Annotated in this window: 20 protein-coding genes; 9 read left to right on the forward strand and 11 right to left on the reverse strand. The window is 70.1% G+C overall.

Going from position 1 to position 21,170, the window contains the following annotated elements; translation table 11 throughout:
- Window positions 1-199: 199 nt before the first annotated feature.
- Window positions 200-3,589: a chromosome segregation SMC family protein gene (locus DM480_RS04215; protein WP_115377725.1), complete on the forward strand. Its 3,390-nt coding sequence runs from the start codon at window positions 200-202 to the stop codon at window positions 3,587-3,589.
- 1 nt (window position 3,590) lies between these two features.
- On the opposite strand, the gene DM480_RS04220 is transcribed toward DM480_RS04215, so the two are convergent.
- Window positions 3,591-4,019 carry a DUF2721 domain-containing protein gene (locus DM480_RS04220; RefSeq protein ID WP_198665894.1) on the reverse strand — a complete coding sequence of 143 codons (429 nt, stop codon included), beginning with the start codon at window positions 4,017-4,019 and terminating at the stop codon, window positions 3,591-3,593.
- Between the two features lie 93 nt (window positions 4,020-4,112).
- Window positions 4,113-4,265 (reverse strand): hypothetical protein, encoded by a 153-nt coding sequence (locus DM480_RS18065; RefSeq protein ID WP_157968762.1) that lies wholly within the window; start codon window positions 4,263-4,265, stop codon window positions 4,113-4,115.
- Window positions 4,266-4,429: 164 nt separating this feature from the next.
- On the opposite strand from DM480_RS18065, the gene DM480_RS04225 reads away from it, so the two are divergent.
- The 3 genes from DM480_RS04225 (at window position 4,430) to DM480_RS04235 (ending at window position 7,635) form a co-directional block, all read left to right on the forward strand.
- On the forward strand, window positions 4,430-5,677 hold the full coding sequence (locus tag DM480_RS04225; protein WP_115377727.1) for a putative DNA modification/repair radical SAM protein: 1,248 nt from the start codon (window positions 4,430-4,432) through the stop codon (window positions 5,675-5,677).
- 75 nt (window positions 5,678-5,752) lie between these two features.
- On the forward strand, window positions 5,753-6,238 hold the full coding sequence (locus DM480_RS04230) for a hemerythrin domain-containing protein (protein ID WP_115377728.1): 486 nt from the start codon (window positions 5,753-5,755) through the stop codon (window positions 6,236-6,238).
- 5 nt (window positions 6,239-6,243) lie between these two features.
- Complete coding sequence (locus DM480_RS04235; RefSeq protein WP_115377729.1) at window positions 6,244-7,635, forward strand: UdgX family uracil-DNA binding protein; 1,392 nt, start codon at window positions 6,244-6,246, stop codon at window positions 7,633-7,635.
- A gap of 125 nt (window positions 7,636-7,760) precedes the next feature.
- Here the strand turns inward: DM480_RS04235 and DM480_RS04240 are convergent, their stop codons facing one another.
- Genes DM480_RS04240 through rpiB form a run of 5 tightly spaced genes read right to left on the reverse strand, consistent with a single transcriptional unit; the run spans window position 7,761 to window position 10,950 of the window.
- Window positions 7,761-8,486, reverse strand: coding sequence for an RNA methyltransferase (locus tag DM480_RS04240; protein ID WP_115377730.1), 726 nt, complete (start codon window positions 8,484-8,486; stop codon window positions 7,761-7,763).
- 48 nt (window positions 8,487-8,534) lie between these two features.
- Window positions 8,535-8,999 (reverse strand): transcriptional regulator NrdR, encoded by a 465-nt coding sequence (nrdR, locus tag DM480_RS04245; protein ID WP_115377731.1) that lies wholly within the window; start codon window positions 8,997-8,999, stop codon window positions 8,535-8,537.
- Between the two features lie 21 nt (window positions 9,000-9,020).
- Window positions 9,021-9,197 carry a hypothetical protein gene (locus DM480_RS18225; RefSeq protein ID WP_198665895.1) on the reverse strand — a complete coding sequence of 59 codons (177 nt, stop codon included), beginning with the start codon at window positions 9,195-9,197 and terminating at the stop codon, window positions 9,021-9,023.
- Between the two features lie 3 nt (window positions 9,198-9,200).
- A complete protein-coding gene (glyA, locus tag DM480_RS04250) occupies window positions 9,201-10,511 on the reverse strand; it encodes a serine hydroxymethyltransferase (protein ID WP_115377732.1) in 1,311 nt (436 codons plus the stop codon).
- Window positions 10,512-10,515: 4 nt separating this feature from the next.
- Window positions 10,516-10,950: a ribose 5-phosphate isomerase B gene (gene rpiB / locus DM480_RS04255; protein ID WP_115377733.1), complete on the reverse strand. Its 435-nt coding sequence runs from the start codon at window positions 10,948-10,950 to the stop codon at window positions 10,516-10,518.
- 226 nt (window positions 10,951-11,176) lie between these two features.
- Here rpiB and DM480_RS04260 point away from each other — a divergent pair, with 226 nt between their 5' ends.
- Entirely contained in the window at window positions 11,177-11,611 is a 435-nt protein-coding gene (locus DM480_RS04260) for a DUF3429 domain-containing protein (protein WP_232834115.1), read from the forward strand.
- Between the two features lie 7 nt (window positions 11,612-11,618).
- Here the strand turns inward: DM480_RS04260 and hemA are convergent, their stop codons facing one another.
- Entirely contained in the window at window positions 11,619-12,860 is a 1,242-nt protein-coding gene (gene hemA / locus DM480_RS04265) for a 5-aminolevulinate synthase (RefSeq protein ID WP_269801933.1), read from the reverse strand.
- Between the two features lie 98 nt (window positions 12,861-12,958).
- A complete protein-coding gene (murI, locus tag DM480_RS04270) occupies window positions 12,959-13,750 on the reverse strand; it encodes a glutamate racemase (RefSeq protein ID WP_115377735.1) in 792 nt (263 codons plus the stop codon).
- Between the two features lie 155 nt (window positions 13,751-13,905).
- Between murI and plsY the strand changes: the two genes are divergently transcribed.
- Together plsY and dprA are read left to right on the forward strand one after the other, a co-directional pair.
- Window positions 13,906-14,514 carry a glycerol-3-phosphate 1-O-acyltransferase PlsY gene (plsY, locus tag DM480_RS04275; protein WP_232834116.1) on the forward strand — a complete coding sequence of 203 codons (609 nt, stop codon included), beginning with the start codon at window positions 13,906-13,908 and terminating at the stop codon, window positions 14,512-14,514.
- A 1-nt stretch (window position 14,515) separates the two neighbouring features.
- The gene (gene dprA, locus DM480_RS04280) at window positions 14,516-15,607 is read left to right on the forward strand and encodes a DNA-processing protein DprA (protein WP_115377736.1); all 1,092 of its coding nucleotides are present in this window, start codon (window positions 14,516-14,518) and stop codon (window positions 15,605-15,607) included.
- A 7-nt stretch (window positions 15,608-15,614) separates the two neighbouring features.
- Here dprA and DM480_RS04285 read toward each other — a convergent pair whose 3' ends face one another.
- Window positions 15,615-16,733: a methyl-accepting chemotaxis protein gene (locus DM480_RS04285; RefSeq protein WP_115377737.1), complete on the reverse strand. Its 1,119-nt coding sequence runs from the start codon at window positions 16,731-16,733 to the stop codon at window positions 15,615-15,617.
- A gap of 360 nt (window positions 16,734-17,093) precedes the next feature.
- On the opposite strand from DM480_RS04285, the gene DM480_RS04290 reads away from it, so the two are divergent.
- Window positions 17,094-17,807, forward strand: coding sequence for a potassium channel family protein (locus tag DM480_RS04290; protein ID WP_115377738.1), 714 nt, complete (start codon window positions 17,094-17,096; stop codon window positions 17,805-17,807).
- Window positions 17,808-17,825: 18 nt separating this feature from the next.
- Here DM480_RS04290 and DM480_RS04295 read toward each other — a convergent pair whose 3' ends face one another.
- On the reverse strand, window positions 17,826-18,476 hold the full coding sequence (locus tag DM480_RS04295; RefSeq protein WP_232834117.1) for a TMEM175 family protein: 651 nt from the start codon (window positions 18,474-18,476) through the stop codon (window positions 17,826-17,828).
- 102 nt (window positions 18,477-18,578) lie between these two features.
- Here DM480_RS04295 and topA point away from each other — a divergent pair, with 102 nt between their 5' ends.
- Window positions 18,579-21,137, forward strand: coding sequence for a type I DNA topoisomerase (gene topA, locus DM480_RS04300; RefSeq protein WP_115377739.1), 2,559 nt, complete (start codon window positions 18,579-18,581; stop codon window positions 21,135-21,137).
- Window positions 21,138-21,170 lie beyond the last annotated feature (33 nt).

Consider the following 21,170-nt stretch of genomic DNA (forward strand, 5'->3'; position numbering starts at 1 on the left):
GTTCAGCCCAAACTATGGAATGTACGGCGTTCGAACAAACGGAATTGCAGACGATACAGCACCGGGGCAACGTATATCGTGTCGCACGGGCGGGTCGCTGGTCATTATATACCAGAAACATACTAGATCAGCCGGCGCCCTCGGGCGGATCCGCCCCCCTTAACGCTTCGCCGAAAGGGGTGTAGCGCCCTCCCCTGACATGCAGATCAAGCGGCTCCGCATCGCCGGCTTCAAGAGCTTCGTCGACCCGGCCGACCTCGTCATCGCGCCGGGGCTGACGGGGGTCGTGGGTCCGAACGGGTGCGGCAAGTCGAACCTGCTCGAGGCGCTGCGCTGGACCATGGGCGAAAACAGCGCGAAGTCGCTGCGCGGTGCGGGGATGGACGACGTGATCTTCGCCGGCACCGCGACACGGCCGCCGCGCGACTTTGCGGAAGTGTCGATCCTGCTCGACGGCGCGGACGGTGAGGAGCGCGAGGTGGTGCGGCGGATCGAGCGCGGCGCGGGCAGCGCATATCGCATCGACGGGCGCGACGTGCGCGCGAAGGACGTCGGCCTGCTGTTCGCCGATGCCGCGACGGGGGCGCACAGCCCCGCGCTGGTCAGCCAGAACCGGATCGGCGCGGTGATCGCCGCCAAGCCGACCGAACGGCGCGCGATGCTGGAGGAAGCGGCGGGAATCGCCGGCCTGCACGTGCGGCGGCGCGATGCGGAGGGGAAGCTGCGCGCGACCGAGGCGAACCTGGCGCGGCTCGACGAACTGATCGCGGAGCAGGACGTGCGTGCCGCAGCGCTGCGCCGGCAGGCGCGGCAGGCGGCGCGATACCGCGCGCTGTCCGAGCAGATTCGGGTGGCGGAGGCGCGGATGATCTTCGCCCGCTGGCGCGAGGCGGTGGCCGCGGCGGAGGCGGCGCGCGCCGAGGCGGCGGCGGCGGCGGCGCGCGTCGCGACGGCGGACGCGGCGGAACAGGCGGCGGCGGCAGCGCAGCAGGCGGCGGCGACCGCGCTCGCCGATGCGCGCGGCGCGGCGCTGGCCGCGCGCGAGGCGGCGAGCGAGGCGGGACACAGGCTGGCGACGCTGACCACGGAGCGCGACGTGGCGGCGCGGCGCATCGCCGACCTGGCGGATCAGCGGCGGCGGATCGCAGAGGATCGCGCGCGCGAGGGGACGCTGGCGCGCGATGCCGCCGCGGCGCTGGCGCAGCTGGCGGAGGAGGCGAAGGCGCTGGAGCAGGGCCTCGCCGCGGCGACGGCGGAGGCGCCCGCCCGCGAGGCGGCGCTGGCCGCGGCAGAGCGGCAGGCGCGCGATGCCGAGGTCGCGCTGGCGCAGGGGCTGGCGGCGCAGGCGCGCGAGGCGGCGGAGGTGCGTGTCGCGGACGCCGCGCTGGCGGCGGCGACGGCGCGGCAGGCGCGGGCGATGCGCGCGGTGACCGAGGTCGCCGCGCAGCTGACGGCGTTGGGGGCGGAAGCGCCGCTGGCGCACGCACGCGATGCGGCCGCGGGGCGGCGGACGGAGGCGACGGCGCGCGGCGAGGCGGCACGCGCGGCGCTGGCGGCGGCGGAGGGCGACGAGCGCGAGGCGATGGGCGCGCGCGACGCGGCGGAGGTCGCGCGGGCGGCGGCGCGCGCAGACCTGGCGGCGATCGACAGCGAGGCGGCGGCGCTGACCCGCGCGACGCAGCGGCAGGGGAAGGACCGGCTGATCGACCATGTCCGGCCCGAGGCAGGGTATGAGCGCGCGTTGGCGGCGGCGCTGGGCGATGATCTGGACGCGGCGCTGGCGGCGTGGCCGGGCGCCGCGCCGATGCCCGGCGACCCGCCCGCCCCGGGCGATGCCGCGCCGCTGGCGATGCGGGTGACGGCGCCCGCGGCGCTGGCGCGTCGGCTGGCGCAGGTGTTCGTCGTCGCGGCGGACGACGGGCGTGCGCTGGCGGTCGGGCAGCGGCTGGTGACGCACGGCGGCCGGCTGCGCCGCTGGGACGGCTTCGTCGCGGACGGCAGCGGCGCGGCGGCGGCCGAGCGGCTGGAACGGCGCAACCGGCTGGCGGCGCTGACCGCGGCGCGCCCGGCGGCGACGGCGGCGGTGGAGCAGGCGGAGGGTGCCTGCGCGGGGATCGCGGCACGGATCGCGGCGGCGCGGGCGGCGGCACAGGCGGCACGCAGCGCCATCGCCGCCGCGGATGCCGCGCTGCGCGAGGCGACGCGCGACGAGGATCGCGCCACAGCGGCGCTGGAGCGGCTGGCGGGACAGCGCGCCGATCTCGCGGTGCGCGAGGCGCGCGTCGCGGCGGAGGCGGCCGAGGCGGCGAATGAACGCGCGGCGGCGGAGCAGGCCCGCGCGGCGCTGCCCGACGGGCGCGAGAGCGCGGTGGCGACGGCGGCGCTGGGCCGCGTCGCGGAGGATGCGCGCCAGGCGGTGGCGGCGGCGCGCACCGTCTGCGCCACCGCCGACCGCGCGGCGCAGACGCAGCGCGAACGGCTGGCGACGGTGCAGGCGGAAACGCGCGGTTGGCGTGCGCGCGCGGGCGAGGCGGCACGGCGGATCGCGGAGATGGACCGGCGCGACGCCGCGCTGGCGCAGGAGGCGGCGGCGGTCGACGGCCGGCCGGCGGCGCTGGACGCGGCGATCGCCGCCGAGCGGGCGGCGCACGATGCGGCCCGGGCCGAGGCGGCGCGGCTCGCGACCGCGGAGGGCGCGGCGGACGAGGCGCGGCAGCAGGCGGAGGCGGCGCAGCGGCGCGCCAATGCGGCGCTGGCGGAGGCGCGCGAGGGCCGCGCGGGCGCGGCGGCGCGGCTGGAGAACCAGGAATTGCGCCGCGTCGAGATGGGACGGTTGGCGGGCGAACGCTTCGCCTGCCCGGCGCCGGTGCTGCCCGAACGGCTGGGCTTCGCGAGCGACGGCGTGCACGCGCCGGCCGCGGAGAGCGCGGCGCACGAGAAGCTGCTGCTCGATCGCGAGCGGATCGGGCCGGTCAACCTGGTCGCCGAGCGCGAACTCGCCGAACTGGAGGCGGCGGGGCAGGACAATGCCGCGGAGCGCGCGGAGCTGGGCCAGGCGGTGCACCGGCTGCGCGGGTCGATCGGCACGCTCAACCGCGAAGGCCGCCAGCGGCTGCTCGCGGCGTTCGAGGCGGTGGACGGGCATTTCCGGCGGCTGTTCACGACGCTGTTCGATGGCGGCCTGGCACACCTCGCGCTGGTCGAGTCGGACGATCCGCTGGAGGCGGGGCTGGAGATCATGGCGCAGCCGCCGGGCAAGAGGCTGCAGTCGCTGACGTTATTGTCCGGCGGCGAGCAGGCGCTGACCGCGGTCGCGCTGATCTTCGCGCTGTTCCTGACCAATCCGGCGCCGATCTGCGTGCTGGACGAGGTCGACGCGCCGCTGGACGATGCCAATATCGAACGCTTCTGCGACCTGCTCGACCGGATGAGCCGCGAGACGCAGACGCGTTATCTGATCGTCACGCACAATGCGGTGACGATGAGCCGCATGCACCGCCTGTTCGGGGTGACGATGGTCGAAAAGGGCGTCAGCCGGCTGGTGTCGGTCGACCTGGGCGGCGCCGAACGCCTGATCGCGGCGCAATAGCTCAGCGATCGGCGCCGGTATCGTCATCCTCGTCGCGCAGCGTGCGGCCGGCAAGCGTGATCTCCGCGACGAAACAGGCAAGCCCCATCACCGCGAACAGCAACCCGCCGCCGAAGAACACGAACAGGAACGCGGCATGCCCCGAATCGCGCAGCACACCGAAGAACAAGGTGATCGCCGAACAACAGGTCATCGCCCCCGCCGCCGCCGCCAGCGTCACTGCGACGTCGAGGATGCGCGAGCGCCGGCGCAGCCGGGCGAGCGCCCGCTGGTTGACGCGCGGTTCCTTCTTCAACGCATGGACGCGGTCGCTCACCCGCCCGAGCCGCGTCGAGAAGACGTTGAGCAGCGAGGCGACCGCGGTGAGGAGGAAGATCGGCGTCAGCGCCAGCTGGATGACGTGCGCGGCGGCGCTGAGCGGATCGTGCATGACGGGACACATCCTCGACCGGCATCGTCGATGCAAGCGGTCAAAGGTGCGCTCGTCACCGGCCGCCGGCGTCCCGGCGGCCGGCCATCGCTCTCAGGCGCGCCGGCGCGCCAACCGGGCGAGCGCCTGCCCGACGTAGAGCAGGCAGAGTTCCTGATGGACCACCGCCGCGGCGGGACTGGTCGCCTGGATCGAACGGACCGCTTCCTGTTGCGAACGTTCGAGGAGATAGGTCGTCTCGGGCATGATCGGGCTCCCTTGCCTCCCCTGCCCGCCCGTTATCCACACCGCACCTTGCGCCAGCATGACCGGGCCAGCGCGCTTTGTGTCTGCGACCGCCGACTATGTCGCAAAACGTATCGCCATCGCGGTGCTTGCGGCCGAATACGATGGAACGTACAAGGAACACGATGGCACAGCTCGACACCCGCGAAAAGCTGGCGATCCTGGCGGACGCCGCGAAATACGATGCCTCCTGCGCTTCGTCGGGCACCGCCAAGCGCGACAGCCGCGACGGCAAGGGGCTTGGATCGACCGAGGGCATGGGCATCTGTCACGCCTATGCGCCCGACGGCCGGTGCATCAGCCTGCTCAAGATCCTGCTGACCAACAGCTGCATCTTCGATTGCCATTATTGCATCAATCGCAAATCGTCGAACGTCCGCCGCGCGCGCTTCACCGCGCAGGAGGTCGTGGCGCTCACCCTCTCCTTTTACCGGCGCAATTATATCGAGGGGCTGTTCCTGTCGTCGGGGATCATCCGCAGTTCCGACTATACGATGGAGCAATTGGTCGAGGTGGCGCGGTCGCTGCGCGAGGATCACCAGTTCCGCGGCTACATCCACCTGAAGACGATCCCTGACGCCGACCCGGAACTGGTGCATCAGGCGGGGCTGTATGCCGATCGCGTGTCGATCAACGTCGAACTGCCGACCGCGGGCGGGCTGAAGCGGCTGGCGCCCGAGAAGGACGGCGCGCGGATCGAGGGAGCGATGCGCGACGTCAAGGGCGCGATCCTCGATTCGGGCGATGCGCGCAAGAAGTACAAGTCCGCGCCGCGCTTCGCCCCTGCCGGCCAGTCGACGCAGATGATCGTCGGCGCGGATGCCGCGACCGACGGCGACATCGTCGCGCGCGCGTCGTCGCTTTACGACCGCTTCGGGCTGCGCCGCGTCTATTATTCGGCATTCAGCCCGATCCCGGACGCCAGCGCCGTGCTGCCGCTGCAACGCCCGCCGCTGATGCGCGAACATCGGCTGTACCAGTCGGACTGGTTGATGCGCTTTTACGATTATGCGCCGCAGGAGGTGATGGCGGCGACCGACGAGGCGACCGGCATGCTGCCGCTCGACATCGATCCCAAGCTCGCCTGGGCGCTCAAGTTCCGCGACCGCTTTCCCGTCGACGTCAATCGCGCGCCGCGCGAAATGCTGCTGCGCGTGCCGGGTCTGGGGGTGAAGGCGGTCGACCGCATCCTGGCCAGCCGGCGCTGGCGGCGGCTCCGGCTGGACGACGTCGCGCGGCTGACGGTGTCGGTGGCGAAGATCCGGCCGTTTATCGTCGCGGAGGACTGGCGGCCGGTGATGCTCGCGGATCGCGCCGAACTGCGCCCGCTCGTCGCGCCCAAGCGCGAACAGCTGGAGCTGTTCGCGGCCTGACGCGCAGGTTGAGAACGATTCGCGAATGAAACGGCGCCGTCGGATCGCCGTTCAACCTTGCGAAGGAGACACGCGATGGCCACTGCCCGCATCTATGCCGACCTGAAGCGCGATCACGACAAGCAGCGCGCGATGCTGAAGGAGCTCGGCGAACTGAAGGGCGATACCGCCAAGCGCAAGAAGCTGTTCGAGACGTTCCGGCTGGAGCTGCAGAGCCACGCCGCCGCGGAAGAGGAATCGCTCTACGCCGAGATGCTGGGCAAACCCGACCTGCGCGACGATGCGCGCCATTCGGTCGCCGAGCACAAGGAGGTCGACGACCTGCTGGGCGAGATGATGGACCTGGATTTCGGGTCCGACGAATGGGAATCGAAATTCTTCCACATGCGCCACCGGTATGAACATCATATCGAGGAAGAAGAGGAAGAGATGTTCCCGGCCGCCGACAAGGGGCTGGACAAGGCTACCGAGGAACGGCTCGCAGACGTCTACGAAGAGCGCAAGCCAGAGGAGCTGGAACTCGCCAAGGCGAACCCGCCGGGCGGCGACGCGCGCGACTGACGCCGTTGCGGGTCGTCACGCTTCCCGCGCCCGACGATTTCGACGCGTGGCGCGATGCCGCGCGCACGCTGGCGGCGGCCGACGTGCCGCCGGACGATGTGGTATGGCAGGTTGGCGATGCGCCCGCCGACCTGTTTGCCGCAGCGGGGGACGCAGCAGTCGACGCGGCGCCTGCCGCGACCGGCTTTTCGGTGCCGCGCGGCTTCGTCGATCTGGCGCGCAGCGTCGTGCCGGCGAACGATCCCGAACGCTTCGCGCTGCTCTACACGTTGCTGATGCGCCTGCGGCGGCAACCGGGGTTGCTGGCGGACAAGGCCGATCCGCTCGTCCGCCGGCTGGAGACGCTGGCCAAGGCGGTGCGGCGCGACATCCACAAGATGCGCGCCTTCCTGCGTTTCCGCGAAGTGGGGGAAGATGCGGGCAGCCGCTACGTCGCGTGGTTCGAGCCCGAGCATCATATCGTGCGCGCCAATGCGGCGTTCTTCGTCAACCGCTTCGCCTCGATGCGCTGGTCGATCCTGACGCCGGAGGTGTCGCTGCACTGGGACGGCAAGGCGCTGTCGGAGGGGCCCGGCGCGACGCGCGGCGACGCGCCGGAGGGCGATCCGGTCGAAGAGGTGTGGAAGACCTATTACGCCAGCATCTTCAATCCCGCCCGGCTGAAGGTGGGCGCGATGCTGAAGGAGATGCCGCGCAAATATTGGAAGAACATGCCGGAAACCGCGCTGGTCGGCGACCTGATCGCGGGCGCGCAAGCCAGGGAGAGCGGGATGATCGAACAGGCACGCGTCGCTCCGGGCGGCAACAGCATCGCGGCGTGGCAGGCGCTGCGCGACGAGGCGATGGGCTGCACGCGCTGTCCGCTCTACAAGCCCGCGACGCAGACGGTGTTCGGCGAGGGGCCGGTGGACGCGGCGATGATGGTGGTCGGCGAGCAGCCGGGCGACCAGGAGGATCTGGCCGGGCGGCCGTTCGTCGGGCCGGCGGGGCAGGTGTTCGACCGTGCGATCGCCGCGGCGGACATCGACCGCGCGCGGCTTTACGTCACCAATGCGGTCAAGCATTTCAAGTTCGAGCAGCGCGGCAAGCGGCGCATCCACGCCTCGCCCAAGGCGGGCGAGATCGACGCGTGCCGATGGTGGGTCGAGCAGGAGCGGATGCTGGTCAGGCCGCAGATGACGGTCGCGCTGGGGGCGACGGCGGCGCGATCGTTGCTGGGCCGGACGGTGACGATCGGGCGCGAGCGCGGACGGACGATCGCGCTTGCCGACGGCGGCGCGGCGTGGATCACGGTGCATCCGAGTTACCTGCTGCGCCTGCCCGATCCGGTGCAGAAGGAAGAGGAATTCGCGCGCTTCGTCGAGGATTTGCGCGGCGCGCGGGCGGCGGTGGGGTAGCCCCGGTTCCCGCTGGCGTAACCCTCAGTCCGTTCGTGCTGAGCGTGTCGAAGCACGGGCCAAGCAGCGCGGTGCTTCGGGCACGTCCTTCCACACGCTCAGGACGAACGGGTGGAGTGGCGAACCTATCGTTCCCGCGGGCGGGCGAGCGTGGTGAGGACGCCGCGCATCGTGCGCACCTCCTGGCTCGACCAGCCGGGCTTGGTAAGCAGCGTGCGCAGCATGCGCCGCGTGGTCGGCGTGCGATCGGGCGGAAAGAAATACCCCGCGCCCTCCAGCATCCCGTCGAGCTGGGCGATCATGCCATCGAGTTCGGCCTGCGGCGCGACGTCGGGCAGGTCGACCTGCGGCGGCTGCGCGAGCCCCTGCCCCTTCGACCATTCGTAGGCGCACAGGATCACCGCCTGCGCGAGGTTGAGGCTGCCGAAGTCGGGGTTGATCGGCACGGTGAGGATGGTGCGCGCGACCGCGACGTCGTCCGTCTCCAGCCCTGATCGTTCGGGGCCGAACAGCAGCGCCGAGCGGCCCGGTTCGGCGTGGATGGCGCGCGCCGCCTCCTCAGGCGTGACGACGGGCTTGGTGATGCCGCGCTTGCGCACCGTCGTCGCGTAGACGTGCGCGCAATCGGCGACCGCGTCGGCGAGCGTGTCGAACACCTGGGCGCGTTCCAGCACGATGTCCGCACCGCTCGCCGCGGGCCCCGCCTGCGGATTGGGCCAGCCGTCGCGGGGGGCCACGAGGCGCATCTCGGTCAGCCCGAAATTGAGCATCGCGCGCGCGGCCTTGCCGATATTCTCGCCCAATTGCGGGCGGACGAGGATGATGACGGGGGGTGGGGTGGAGATGGTCATGTCCCTTGGTTCGTCTGGCCGGGGGTCCTGTGGGCGTGCGCGCCGACGCTAACCCTCGCGCCCGGCCTGTTCCACCGTGCCGGCGAATTCCTCGAAATCGCGCGCCTCGCTGAAGTCGCGATAGACGCTGGCGAAGCGGATGTAGGCGACCGAATCGAGGCCCTTTAGCCCGTCCATCACCATCTCGCCGATCCGCTTCGACGAAACTTCGCCGTCGCCCGCGGTTTCGAGCTGGCGCTGGATGCCGCTGACCAGCTTCTCGATCCGCACCGGATCGATCGGCCGCTTGCGCGTCGCGATCGCGACGGAGCGGAGCAGTTTCTCGCGGTCGAACGGCTCGCGCCGGCTCTCGCTTTTCAGCACCCACAATTCGCGCAGCTGAATGCGTTCGAAGGTGGTGAAGCGCGCCGCGCAACCTTCGCACTGGCGCCGGCGGCGGATCGCCGCCCCATCTTCGGTGGGGCGGCTGTCCTTTACCTGGCTGTCTTCATGGCCGCAGAACGGGCATCGCATGTCGGTCCGTCAGCGCCTTCTTCAGATCTTGTTGCGGCGCGCATAGGCGACGCCCGCACCGACGAGCGCGCCGAACACCGGCCCGACGAAGGGCACGGGGATCGCCAGCACCGCGCCGACCGCGCCATATTTGGCCATCTTCTTGCCCAGGCCCGGCGTGTTCTTGACGGTATCCTGGACCTCTTCGATCTTCGACATGGCTTATCCTTCGTAGATGGGGAAGCGTGCGCAGAGCGCGCGCACGCGGCTACGAACGTTCGCCTCGACGTCGGGGTCCCCCGCCTCGCCCTTCGTACGCAGGCCGTCGAGCACGTCGGCGACCATATGGCCGATCTCGCGGAATTCGGCCGGGCCGAAGCCGCGCGTCGTGCCGGCGGGCGAACCGACGCGGATGCCGCTGGTCTTCATCGGCGGCAGCGGGTCGTTGGGGATGCCGTTCTTGTTGCAGGTGATGCCCGCCCGCTCCAGCGCCTCGTCCGCGTCCTTGCCGGTGACGCCGAGCGGCCGGAGGTCGATGAGCGCGAGGTGCGTGTCGGTGCCGCCCGCGATCACGTCGGCGCCGCGCTCCTTGAGCGTCGCGGCGAGCACCTTGGCGTTCTCGACCACCGCGGCGATGTACGTCTTGAAGTCGGGACGCAGCGCCTCGCCGAACGCCACCGCCTTGGCGGCGACGACGTGCATCAGCGGGCCGCCCTGCAGCCCCGGGAAGACCGCCGAGTTGATCTTCTTGGCAAGTCCCTCGTCGTCGGTCATGATCATGCCGCCGCGCGGTCCCCGCAGCGTCTTGTGCGTCGTCGTGGTGACGACGTGCGCATGGCCGAACGGCGTCGGGTGCAGGCCGGCGGCGACGATGCCGGCGAAATGCGCCATGTCGACCATGAAATATGCGCCGACCTTGTCCGCGATGCTGCGGAAGCGGGCGAAGTCGATGACGCGGGGGTAGGCGCTGCCGCCGGCGATGATCAGCTTCGGGTTATGCTCGAGGGCGAGCGCCTCGACCTGATCATAGTCGATCAGATGCGTGTCGGGGTCGACGCCATATTGCACCGCGTTGAACCACTTGCCGCTCATCGCCGCTTTCGCGCCGTGCGTCAGGTGGCCGCCGGCATCCAGGCTCATGCCCAGGATCGTCTCGCCCGGCTTGACCAGCGCCAGCATCACCGCGCCGTTCGCCTGCGCGCCCGAATGCGGTTGGACGTTGGCGAAGCCGCAGCCGAAAATCTGCTTGGCGCGCTCGATCGCCAGCGTCTCGACCTCGTCCGAGGGCGCGCAACCCTGGTAATAGCGCTTGCCCGGATAGCCTTCGGCATATTTGTTGGTGAACACCGAACCCTGCGCCTCGAGCACCGCCTTCGAGACGATGTTCTCGCTGGCGATCAGCTCGATCTGCGTCTGTTCGCGGGTCAGTTCGTGCGCGATGCCGGCGAAGACGGCGGGATCGGCGTCGGCGAGACCGCGGGTGAAGAAACCGTCGGCGCGGACGTCATTGGCGGGGGTGGGCTGCGTGCTCATCGGTTCATCCTTCCTGCGACAGCTTGTCGACACGGTGCTGGTGGCGGCCGCCGGCGAAATCGGCGGCGAGGAATGCATCGACGCAGGCCTTGGCCATTTCCTCGCCGATCAGGCGGGCGCCCATCGCGATGGCGTTGGCGTCGTTGTGCGTGCGCGCCAGCGTCGCGGACAAAGGCTCCGACACGAGCGCGCAGCGGCAGGCGGGGTTGCGGTTGGCGGCGATCATGATGCCGATGCCCGACCCGCAGAGCGCGATGCCGCGATCGGCGCGCCAGTCGGCGAGCGCGGCGGCGATGGCGAAGCCGTAGTCGGGATAATCGACGCTGGCGGTCGAATCGGTGCCGAGGTCGAGCAGCTCGTGACCCGCGGCGCGGACATGGTCGGCGAGCACGCTCTTGAGCGCGACGGCGGCGTGGTCGGAGGCGATGGCGATGCGCAAGGCGGTCGTGATCCCCGGCAGAGGTGAACGGATGTGGCCGCGCCTTAGCCGCCTTGCCCGACGAATGCCACCGTCGTGCGTGGCCGAGATCAGGAAGAGATATTGCCGCCGCGCAAAGGAACATGTCCATGTTGCGCCGTGTTGCTGCGGCATGGATCTTCACCTGCATCAACGTCGCGCCGCGCGGCTGCAACGGGCCCGTGCTCCGCAGGTCGGGGAAGCCGCGATGATCCTGGGCTATGCCGGCTTGTTGCCACAGGTCGCGGCGGTGGCGATCACGGTGTTCGACCCGCGGCTGGGCCTCGGCGCGATGTTCGCGTTCGGCTATGCCGCACTGATCCTGAGCTTTCTCGGCGGCATCTGGTGGGGCTTTGCGATGCAGGCCGCGCATGGCGAGGTGGAGGATCGTGGCCAGGGGCGCATCGCCGGCCTCGCCGTGGCGCCGCCGCTGGTCGCTTCGGCGCTGATCCTTCTGACGATCTGCCGCGTCCTGCCGGTGGGATGGGCGCTGGTGCTGATGGGCGTCGCGCTGTTCCTGACGCTCCGCGTCGACCGCTGGCTGGCGACGACGGGCGTCGCGCCGAAAGGCTGGCTGGCGATGCGCGGGCCGCTGTCGATCGGCCTCGGCTTGCTCACCATCGCATGCGGGCTGGTGGCCTGAGGCGGCGCTACGCCGCCTTGCGCAGGTCGAGCCGGCCCCAGATTTCGACGAGCGCGTCGGTCAGGTCGCGCATCATCGCCTCATCGTGGCTCGGCCCGGGCGTGAAGCGCAGCCGCTCGGTGCCGCGCGGCACGGTCGGATAATTGATCGGCTGGACGTAGACGCCATATTCGGCGAGCAGGATGTCGCTGATCTTCTTCGCCTTGACCGGATCGCCGACCATCACCGGGACGATATGCGTCTCGCCCAGCATCACCGGCAGCCCCGCATCGCGCAGCATTTCCTTCAGCGTCGTCGCCGCGGCCTGTTGCCCCGCACGCTCGACGCTGGAGCCCTTCAGATGCCGCACGCTCGCCAGCACGCCCGCGACGAGCACCGGCGACAGGCTGGTGGTGAAGATGAACCCCGGCGCATAGGAGCGGATGACGTCGACGATCGTGCGGTCCGCGGCGATATAGCCGCCCATCACGCCGAATGCCTTGCCCAGCGTCCCCTCGATGATCGTCAGCCGGTGCGCGACGCCGTCCCGTTCCGAAATGCCGCCGCCGCGCGGCCCGTACATGCCGACCGCATGCACCTCGTCGAGGTAGGTCAAAGCATTGTATTTGTCGGCAAGGTCGCAGATCGCGGCGATCGGCGCGACGTCGGCCTCCATCGAATAGACGCTTTCGAACGCGATCAGCTTGGGCACCGCCGGGTCTTCCGCGGCGAGCAGTTCCTCGAGATGCGCCAGATCGTTGTGGCGGAAGATCCGCTTCTCGCACCCGGCGTTGCGGATGCCCGCGATCATCGAGGCGTGGTTCAATTCGTCGGAAAAGATGACGCAACCGGGCAGGATCTTCGCCATCGTCGACAGCGTCGCCTCGTTCGAGACATAGCCGCTGGTGAACAGCAGCGCCGCTTCCTTGCCGTGCAGATCGGCGAGTTCGCCCTCCAGGTCGACGTGATAATGCGTGTTGCCGCCGATGTTGCGCGTGCCGCCGGAACCCGCGCCGACGTCGTGCAGTGCCTCTTCCATCGCGGCGATCACCTTCGGGTGCTGGCCCATCGCCAGATAGTCGTTCGAGCACCAGACGGTGATCGGCTTGGGCCCGTTATGCCCCGCGAAGCAGCGCGCGTTGGGGAACATGCCCTTGTTGCGCAGGATGTCGATGAAGACGCGGTAGCGCCCCTCGGCATGCAGCCGGTCGATCGCCTGGGTGAAGACGCGGGCATAATCCACGCGCGCCTCGGTCACGTCGCTGTCCATGGGATGCCCATGTAAACGGCGCACGGGGCGCTTGCCAGAAGAGAATGACGCTCAGCGTGATCGAAGGGTTGGGCATTTTGTCCCACGGTCGACGAACGCTACAGCGCTTCCGCGGTCCCGAAGCCTTGCTCGCGCAGGCCCGCGGCGATCGCCCTTTCGCGATCCCCGAGATGCGTGAAGATCAGGCGATCGGGCGCCGGGTCGGCGGGCCAGTCCTGCCCGTCGGTCAGCGCGGCGATGCGGCGCGCGATACCGGGGCCGCCGTCGACGAAGCGCACGCCGGGAGCGGCCACCGCCAGTTCCTCGGCCAGCAGCGGGAAGTGGGTGCAGGCGTTGACGATGACGTCGATCGCCTCACCGCCCGGCTGGCCGAACAGCCCGGCGAGTTCGCCCGCCACCGCATCGGCGGGCACCGGCTCGCCCGCCAGCTTCGCTTCCGCCAGCGCGACGAGCCGCGCCGATCCATGGCGCAGCACGCGGCAGTCGGCGGCGAAACGTGCCGCGAGATCGTCGACATAGGGCTGGCGCACCGTCGCCTCCGTGCCGAGCACGCCGATCGCGCGCGCCACGCTCAGCGCCGCGGCAGGCTTTATCGCGGGCACGGTGCCGACCACGGGCAGGTCGAGCGCCGCGCGCACCGCGGGCAGCGCGATCGTGGAGGCGGTGTTGCAGGCGATGACGACGAGCCGCGGGCGATAGCGTTCGACCAGGCGGCCGAGCAGCGCGGGGACGCGCGCCGCAATCTCGCCTTCAGACTTGATGCCATAGGGGAAGGCCGCCGAATCGGCGGCATAGACGATCGGCGCCTGCGGCAGCAGCGCGCGCGTCGGGGTGACGACCGACAGGCCGCCGACGCCGGAATCGAAGAACAGGATAGGCCGTGCGTCCATGCGCGGCGGCATAGGTCGGGGGCGGCCCCCGCGTCCAGCGCGGGGCGCGTATACGGCGCATGTCCGACGCCGGACGAAGCATGGCGCGCGCCATCGAGATGATGGCCAAGCGGGATCGACGGCGTTATTGAGGCAGGCGTTGTAGAGGGGGCCGTTTGCAGACCGAAATTCTCTGGATCGCGCCGACGTGCGCGCTGCTGCTCGGGTATCTGCTGGGCTCGATCCCGTTCGGCGTCATCCTGACGCGGATCGGCGGCGCGGGCGATCTGCGTACGATCGGGTCTGGCAATATCGGCGCAACGAACGTGCTGCGCACCGGGCGCAAGGGGCTGGCCGCGGCGACGTTGCTGCTCGACCTGTTGAAGGGCGCGGTCGCGGTGTGGCTGGTCGCCTGGCTGTTCCCGGGTGACGAGATGATCGCCGCGGCGGCCGCGTTCATCGGCCATTGCTATCCCGTGTGGTTGCGCTTTCGCGGCGGCAAGGGGGTCGCGACGCTGATGGGCATCGTGCTCGCGCTGCACTGGCCGATGGGCCTCGTCTATGCGGTGGTGTGGCTCGGGCTGCTGGCCAGCCTGCGCATCTCGTCGGTCGCGGGGATGGCCGCGGCGGTCAGCGCCCCGGTCAGCGGCGCGGCGTTCGGGCGGTTCGACCTCGTCATGCTGCTGCTCGGCCTTGCCGCGATCGTGCTGTGGAAGCACCGTGAGAATATCGAGCGGCTGGCGGCCGGCGACGAGCCGCGCATCGGCGGCAGGAAGGCGCGCTGACTTGGCCGGCGAAGGGGCCGGAGACGGCAGCGACCGCCTCCGCCTGATCCGTACGCCGGGCGTCGGCCCGGTCACCTATCGCCAGCTCATCGCCCGCTTCGGCACCGCCGCCGCGGCGATCGAGGCGTTGCCGACGCTGGCCCGGCGCGGCGGCGGCAATGCGCCGGCCGTGCCCGACGCGCGGCTCGTCGCGCGCGAGATGGCGGCGACCGCGCAATTCGGCGCGCGATACGTCTTCCTCGGTGCGCCCGACTATCCGGCGCTGCTTGCCGAACTCGACAGCGCCCCGCCCGCGCTGATCGTGCGCGGCGACATGGCGCTGACGCAGGCGCCGTGCGTCGCGCTGGTCGGCGCGCGCAACGCGTCCGCCGCCGCGTGCCGCTTCGCGCGCGGGCTGGCGCACGAACTGGCGGCGGGGGGCGTGACCGTCGTCTCCGGCCTCGCGCGCGGAATCGACACCGCGGCGCATGGCGGGGCGATGCCGCGCACGATCGGCGTGATCGCGAGCGGCATCGACGTCGTCTTCCCGCCCGAGAACGCCGCCCTGCAGGAAGACGTGGCGCGCGCCGCGCTGCTGATCGCCGAACAGCCGCCGGGCACGCAGCCGCTGGCGCGCAACTTCCCGTCGCGCAACCGCATCATCGCCGGCCTGGCGATCGGCACGGTAGTGGTGGAGGCAGCGCCGCGGTCCGGCTCACTCATCACCGCGCGGCTGGCGAACGAGGCGGGGCGCGAGGTGATGGCGGTGCCCGGCAGTCCGATCGATCCGCGCGCGCAGGGGTGCAACCTGTTGATCCGCGAAGGCGCGACGCTGATCCAGACCGCCGCCGACGTGCTGGAGCAGATCCGCCCGATCGACCCGCGTGCCGTCCGCGCGCCGTCAGCGGGCTATGGCGCCCCGCCCCCCGCCGATGCCAGTGACCACGAGCGCGCCGCCGTTCTCTCGCTGCTCGGCCCGGTTGCCGCGCCGGTCGACGAACTGATTCGCCAGAGCGGCCTTGCGCCCGCTGTCGTGCAGACGGTGCTGCTGGAACTGGAACTGGCGGGGCGACTGGAACGGCACGCGGGCGGGCGGGTCAGCCTGAATGGCTAGGCCGCCGTCAGGAACGCGTGGCGAGCGGCGTGGGGGCGACATCGGGCGCGCGCTCGTCGGACCCCGATCGGATCCGGCCGATCGTGTCGGACATCGACCTGGCCGTCATCGCCGTTTCGTCGATCGCCGCGGTGATGGCCGTCACTTTCGCCGATTGGCCGGTGAACGCCGACCGCAGGTGTTCCGCACGCTCGATCACCTTGGCGACGCCCTCTCGCACCGAAGCGTTGGCGCTGACCGCCGCGCTGACCGAGGCGCGGACCGCATCGACCTTGGCGGCGATGCTGTCCGTCGCCCGCGCCGTCTGGCTGGCGAGGCTCTTCACCTCTTGCGCAACGACGGAGAATCCCCGGCCGGCGTCGCCGGCGCGCGCGGCCTCGATCGTCGCATTGAGCGCCAGCAGGTTGGTGTGGCCGGCAATCTCGCGGATCAGGGTGACGATGGACGCGATCTCGACCGCATGCTGCGCGAGGTCGCGCGAAATCGTCTCTGTCCGCGTCGCTTCGTCCGCGGCGCGGACGGTGATGGCGTGGGCCGATTCGAATTCGGCCTGGGCCTCGTCGATCGCGGTGATCAGGCCCGCCGCAGTCCGGGCCGAATCGTGCATCGCCGCAGCGGCCCGTTCGGCCGCGGTCGTGATCTGGACCGTCATGAGCGCGATCTTGGTTTCTGCCTCCTTGCGCGCCTTGATGTCGACGTGCGTGCCGACCAGGCGCGATGGCCGTCCGTCGTCGCCATGATTGAGGACGCGCCCGCGTGCCAACACCCATCCCCAGCTGCCGTCCTTGCAGCGCAGGCGGTGCTCGCACTCGTAAAACGACGTCTCGCCGCTGAAATGCTGTTCGATCAGCTTGCGCGCGCGCGGTTCGTCGTCCGGGTGGACCAGCGCCGCCCACGTGTCGACGTGACCGACCAGTTCGCCGGGCGCGTAACCCAGCATGAGCAGCCACACGTCCGAAAACCAGCATTCCCCGGTTTCGATGTTCCAGTCCCAGATGCCCGCACTGCCCGCGTCCAGCGCGGAAAGCAGCCGCTGCTCACGGTCGAGCGAATGCTGCAGCTGTAAGGCGAGCGATCCGTCTTCGACCGCGTCCGGCGCAACGACTGCAGCATGATTGCTGACCATTATGTTTTCGACCCTCAGCCCAAGTAAAGACCCTGTTGATCAAAGTTAAGGTTCAAAGGTTAACTCTTTCCGCTGAATTGGCGCCGATGCGATGGGGATGCGAGCATGGCGGCCGGGCGGGACGGGACGGCAGGCCCTCTAACACGCTGATGAGGAAAAACTTTTTGAAGATACGTCCGGTTTCGGGCGAAGCGGGTCCGGCTCGGCCGCTTCGCGAAGGCCGGGCCGATCGGCGCGCCGCCGCGTGCCGCCCGTCTTCCGCAGCATCGCCGCCCGAAACGCCTATTGCCGCCAACCCGTCAATCCGCAATTCAGCCTCGCGCGCGCAGGGCGCATTGCCGGGGCGACGGACGGAACGGGATGACGGACTGGATCAACGATCGCGACCGGCTGGTCGACCACAGCCTGTCCGCGCTGCTGATCGTCCAGGGCGTGACGTTGTTCGTCGTCGTGCCGCTGGCGCGGGACTGGGCGGTCGGGCGCACCTTGCTCGACCTGTGCCACCTCGCCTTTGCCGCGATCTGCATCGGCATCCTGACGCGACACCGGCTGGTGCAGGGGCTGCTCGCCGCCTCGATCGCGCTGCTCGTCGCCTGGCCGCTGTTCGGGCTGCGGGTGACGCATATGCTGCGCCTCGACCCGGTCGAACAGCATGAGGCGATCGCCTTTGCCGCGCTCGTGTTCAACGGCGCGGTGACTGGCGTCGTCGCGCAGCACGTCTTCGCCGCCGGCCGCGTCACCGCGCATCGCATCCGTGGCGCGGTGCTGCTGTATCTCAACATCGCCGCGCTGTTCGCGGTACTCTACGGCATCGTCGCGATGCATGTCGGCCACGCCTTTTCCGGCCCCGACGTGTTGCACGCGCCGCCCGAACGATCGACCGCGGCGTTCACCTATTTCAGCCTGACGACGATCACGACGACGGGCTATGGCGATATCGTGCCCGCCGCGGCGCTGACGCGCAGCCTCGCCAACCTCGAGGCGGTGATCGGCCAGCTGTTCCCCGCCACATTGCTCGCGCGGCTGGTCGGCCTGCATCTCGTCCACGAACAGCGGGATAGGCGGCGGGACTGACCGCCGCAGGGGTCCACCTCAGGCGTCCGCCCGTCGCGCCGCCCGGCGCGCGACCAGCAGGGCGATCAGCGGCGCGCCGATCATCAGCACGACCAGCGCGGCGATCCACGTCACCATGCCCGCGGCAAAGGCGCCGACGCCGATGATGATCGAAATCCAGCTGCGTTGCAGAAACGGCCGCAGGTCCGCGGGCGAGATGCCCTCGTCGAGCAACGCCGGGTTGCGCACGATCGCACGGATCACCTGGCGGTTGAGCAGGCCGAGCAGGATCAGCCAGCCGGTGTAGAAACAGATGCCGACACGCAGCTGCACATATTCGCTGATCACCGCGGTCGGAAACGGCATGAACGCGACGCCGAGCAGCAGCAGCAGGTTCACCACCACCAGCCTTTTGTCCGCCGCCTTAAGCAGCCCCATCACCTCGTGATGCGCGAGCCAGAAGCGGCCGAGCACGAGGAAGCTGACGAGGAAACCGACGTAATTGGGAATGAGGCCGAGCAGCGCCTGCCCCAGGTCCGGCCCGGTCGGCTGGTGCAGATGCGGCAACCGCACCTCGACGACGAGCAGGGTCATCGCGATCGCGAACACCGCGTCGGAGAAGAAGGTCAGCCGTTCCAGCTGTGCCCGTTCCCGCGCCTCGCGCGCGCCGCCGCCGGTCACGGCTTGCACCGTGCGTCCCGCAATCCCCACATCCCTGCCTGCCCCCTGTTGACAGCAACCGCGCAGGCTTTCCACCCTCGCGCGTACACGCAAGGACCTTATACGCACCCCATGCAACTCGTCATCGTCGAATCGCCCGCCAAGGCCAAAACCATCGAGAAGTATCTGGGCGCGGACTATCGCGTCCTGGCTTCCTACGGCCACGTCCGCGACCTGCCGGCCCGGGACGGCAGCGTCGACCCCGACGCGGGCTTCGCGATGGAATGGGAGAATTACGCCGACAAGACGCGCCAGTTGAAGGCGATCGCCGACGAGGCGAAGCACGCCGATCGGCTGATCCTGGCGACCGACCCCGATCGCGAGGGGGAGGCGATCAGCTGGCACGTGCAGGAGGTGCTGCGTGCGAAAAAGGCGCTGCCCAAGGACGTGCAGCGGGTGACGTTCAACGCGATCACCAAGCCGGCGGTGACCGCGGCGATGGCCGCCCCGCGCGAGCTCGACACCGACCTGATCGACGCATACCGGGCGCGGCGCGCGCTCGACTATCTCGTCGGCTTCACGCTGTCGCCCGTCCTGTGGCGCAAGCTGCCCGGCGCCAAGTCCGCGGGCCGCGTCCAGTCGGTGGCGCTGCGCCTGATCGTCGATCGCGAGCGCGAGATCGAGAAGTTCGTCGCGCAGGAATATTGGTCGGTCATCGCGCAGATGGAGCAGGACGGCACGCCGTTCGCCGCACGCCTCGTCCTGTGGAAGGGCCAGAAGCTCGACCGGCTGTCGATCGGCAAAGAGGGCGACGCCCTGGCGGCGAAGGCGGACGTCGAGGCGGGGAAGTTCACCGTCCAGTCGGTCGAGACCAAGCCCGCGACGCGCAACCCGCCGCCGCCGTTCACGACCAGCACGCTGCAGCAGGAGGCGGCGCGCAAGCTCGGCTTCTCCGCCGACCATACGATGCGGATCGCGCAAGGGCTCTACGAGGACGGCGCGATAACCTACATGCGCACCGACGGCGTGCAGATGGACGGCAGCGCGATCAGCGCCGCCCGCAAGGCGATCGCCGACCGTTACGACGCGCATTACGTCCCCGATTCCCCGCGCCAGTATCAGACCAAGGCAAAGAACGCCCAGGAAGCGCATGAGGCGATCCGGCCGACCGATTTCGGCAAGGACCGCGTCGGCGGCGGCGACCATGCGCGCCTCTACGACCTGATCTGGAAGCGCGCGCTCGCCAGCCAGATGGCGTCGGCGCGGATGGAGCGCACCACGGTCGAGATGGCGGACGGCACGGGCCGCACCGTGCTGCGCGCGACCGGGCAGGTCGTGATGTTCCCCGGCTTCCTCGCGCTCTACGAGGAAGGCACCGACGATTCGCAGGATGAAGAAGCGCGCCGCCTGCCCCGGCTGCGCGAGGGCGATGCGCCGGCGAAGAAGGCGGTGGATGCCGAGCAGCATTTCACCCAGCCGCCGCCGCGCTTTTCCGAAGCGTCGCTGGTCAAGCGGATGGAGGAGCTCGGCATCGGCCGTCCGTCGACCTATGCCTCGATCATCAAAACGCTGAAGGACCGCAATTACGTCCGCGTCGAGAAGAACCGCTTCTTCGCCGAGGAATCGGGCCGGCTGGTGACCGCGTTCCTCGAACGCTTCTTCGAGAAATATGTCGGGTTCGACTATACCGCCGAGCTGGAGGAAGAGCTGGACGACGTGTCCGGCGGCCGCGCGCAGTGGCAGGCGGTGCTGGAAGCCTTCTGGCGCGATTTCAAGCCGCGTACCGCGGAGGTGATGGAACAGCAGCCGAGCGCGATTACCGCCGAGCTGGACCAATTCCTCGCGCCCTATCTCTTCCCCGACAAGGCGGATGGCAGCGACCCCCGGCTGTGCCCGAAGTGCGAGGCGGGCAAGCTCGCGCTGCGCGGCGGCCGGTTCGGCGCGTTCATCGCCTGCTCCAACTATCCCGAATGCAAATACACCCGCCGCTTCGCACAGGGTGGTGAAGCGGCGGGCGAGGACAGCGGGCCCGAGGGGCTGGGCAAGGATCCGGTCACGGGGCTGGAGGTCGAGCGCAAGTCGGGGCGGTTCGGCCCGTATATCCAGCTGGGCGAGGGCAAGGACGCCAAGCGCGCCTCGATCCCCAAGGATTTGCCGGGCGAGCTAGACCTCGAATGGGCATTGAAGCTGCTCAGCCTGCCGCGCACGATCGGCAACCATCCCGAGACGGGCGAGCCGATCACCGCCTCGATCGGGCGCTACGGCCCCTATCTGGCGCACGGCGGCAAATATGCGCGGCTGCAATCGACCGCGGAGGTGTTCGAGACGGGGATGAACGCGGCCGTGGCGAAGCTCGCGGATGCCGCCGCGGGCGGCGGCCGGCCGCAGCGCGGCGCGGCGCGTGCGCCGCTCAAGGAACTGGGCAATCATCCGCGCACCGAGGCGGAGATCAAGCTGATGGAGGGGCGCTACGGCCCCTACGTCACCGATGGCGAGACGAACGCGACCCTGCCCAAGTCGATCACGCCCGAGGCGCTGACGCTGGAGGAGGCCGCGCAGCTGATCGACGCGCGCGCCGCGGCGGCGCCGGCGAAGGGCAAGAGGAAAGCGCCGACGAAGAAGGCGGCGGCGAAGCCCGCGGCGAAGAAGGCGCCCGCCAAAAAGGCGGCGGCGAAGAAGAAGGCTGAATAACCCCAAACGTCATTCCCGCGCAGGCGGGAATCC

Origin of the sequence: Sphingomonas sp. FARSPH (assembly GCF_003355005.1) — a bacterium.
In the GTDB taxonomy this organism is placed as follows: Bacteria; Pseudomonadota; Alphaproteobacteria; order Sphingomonadales; family Sphingomonadaceae; genus Sphingomonas.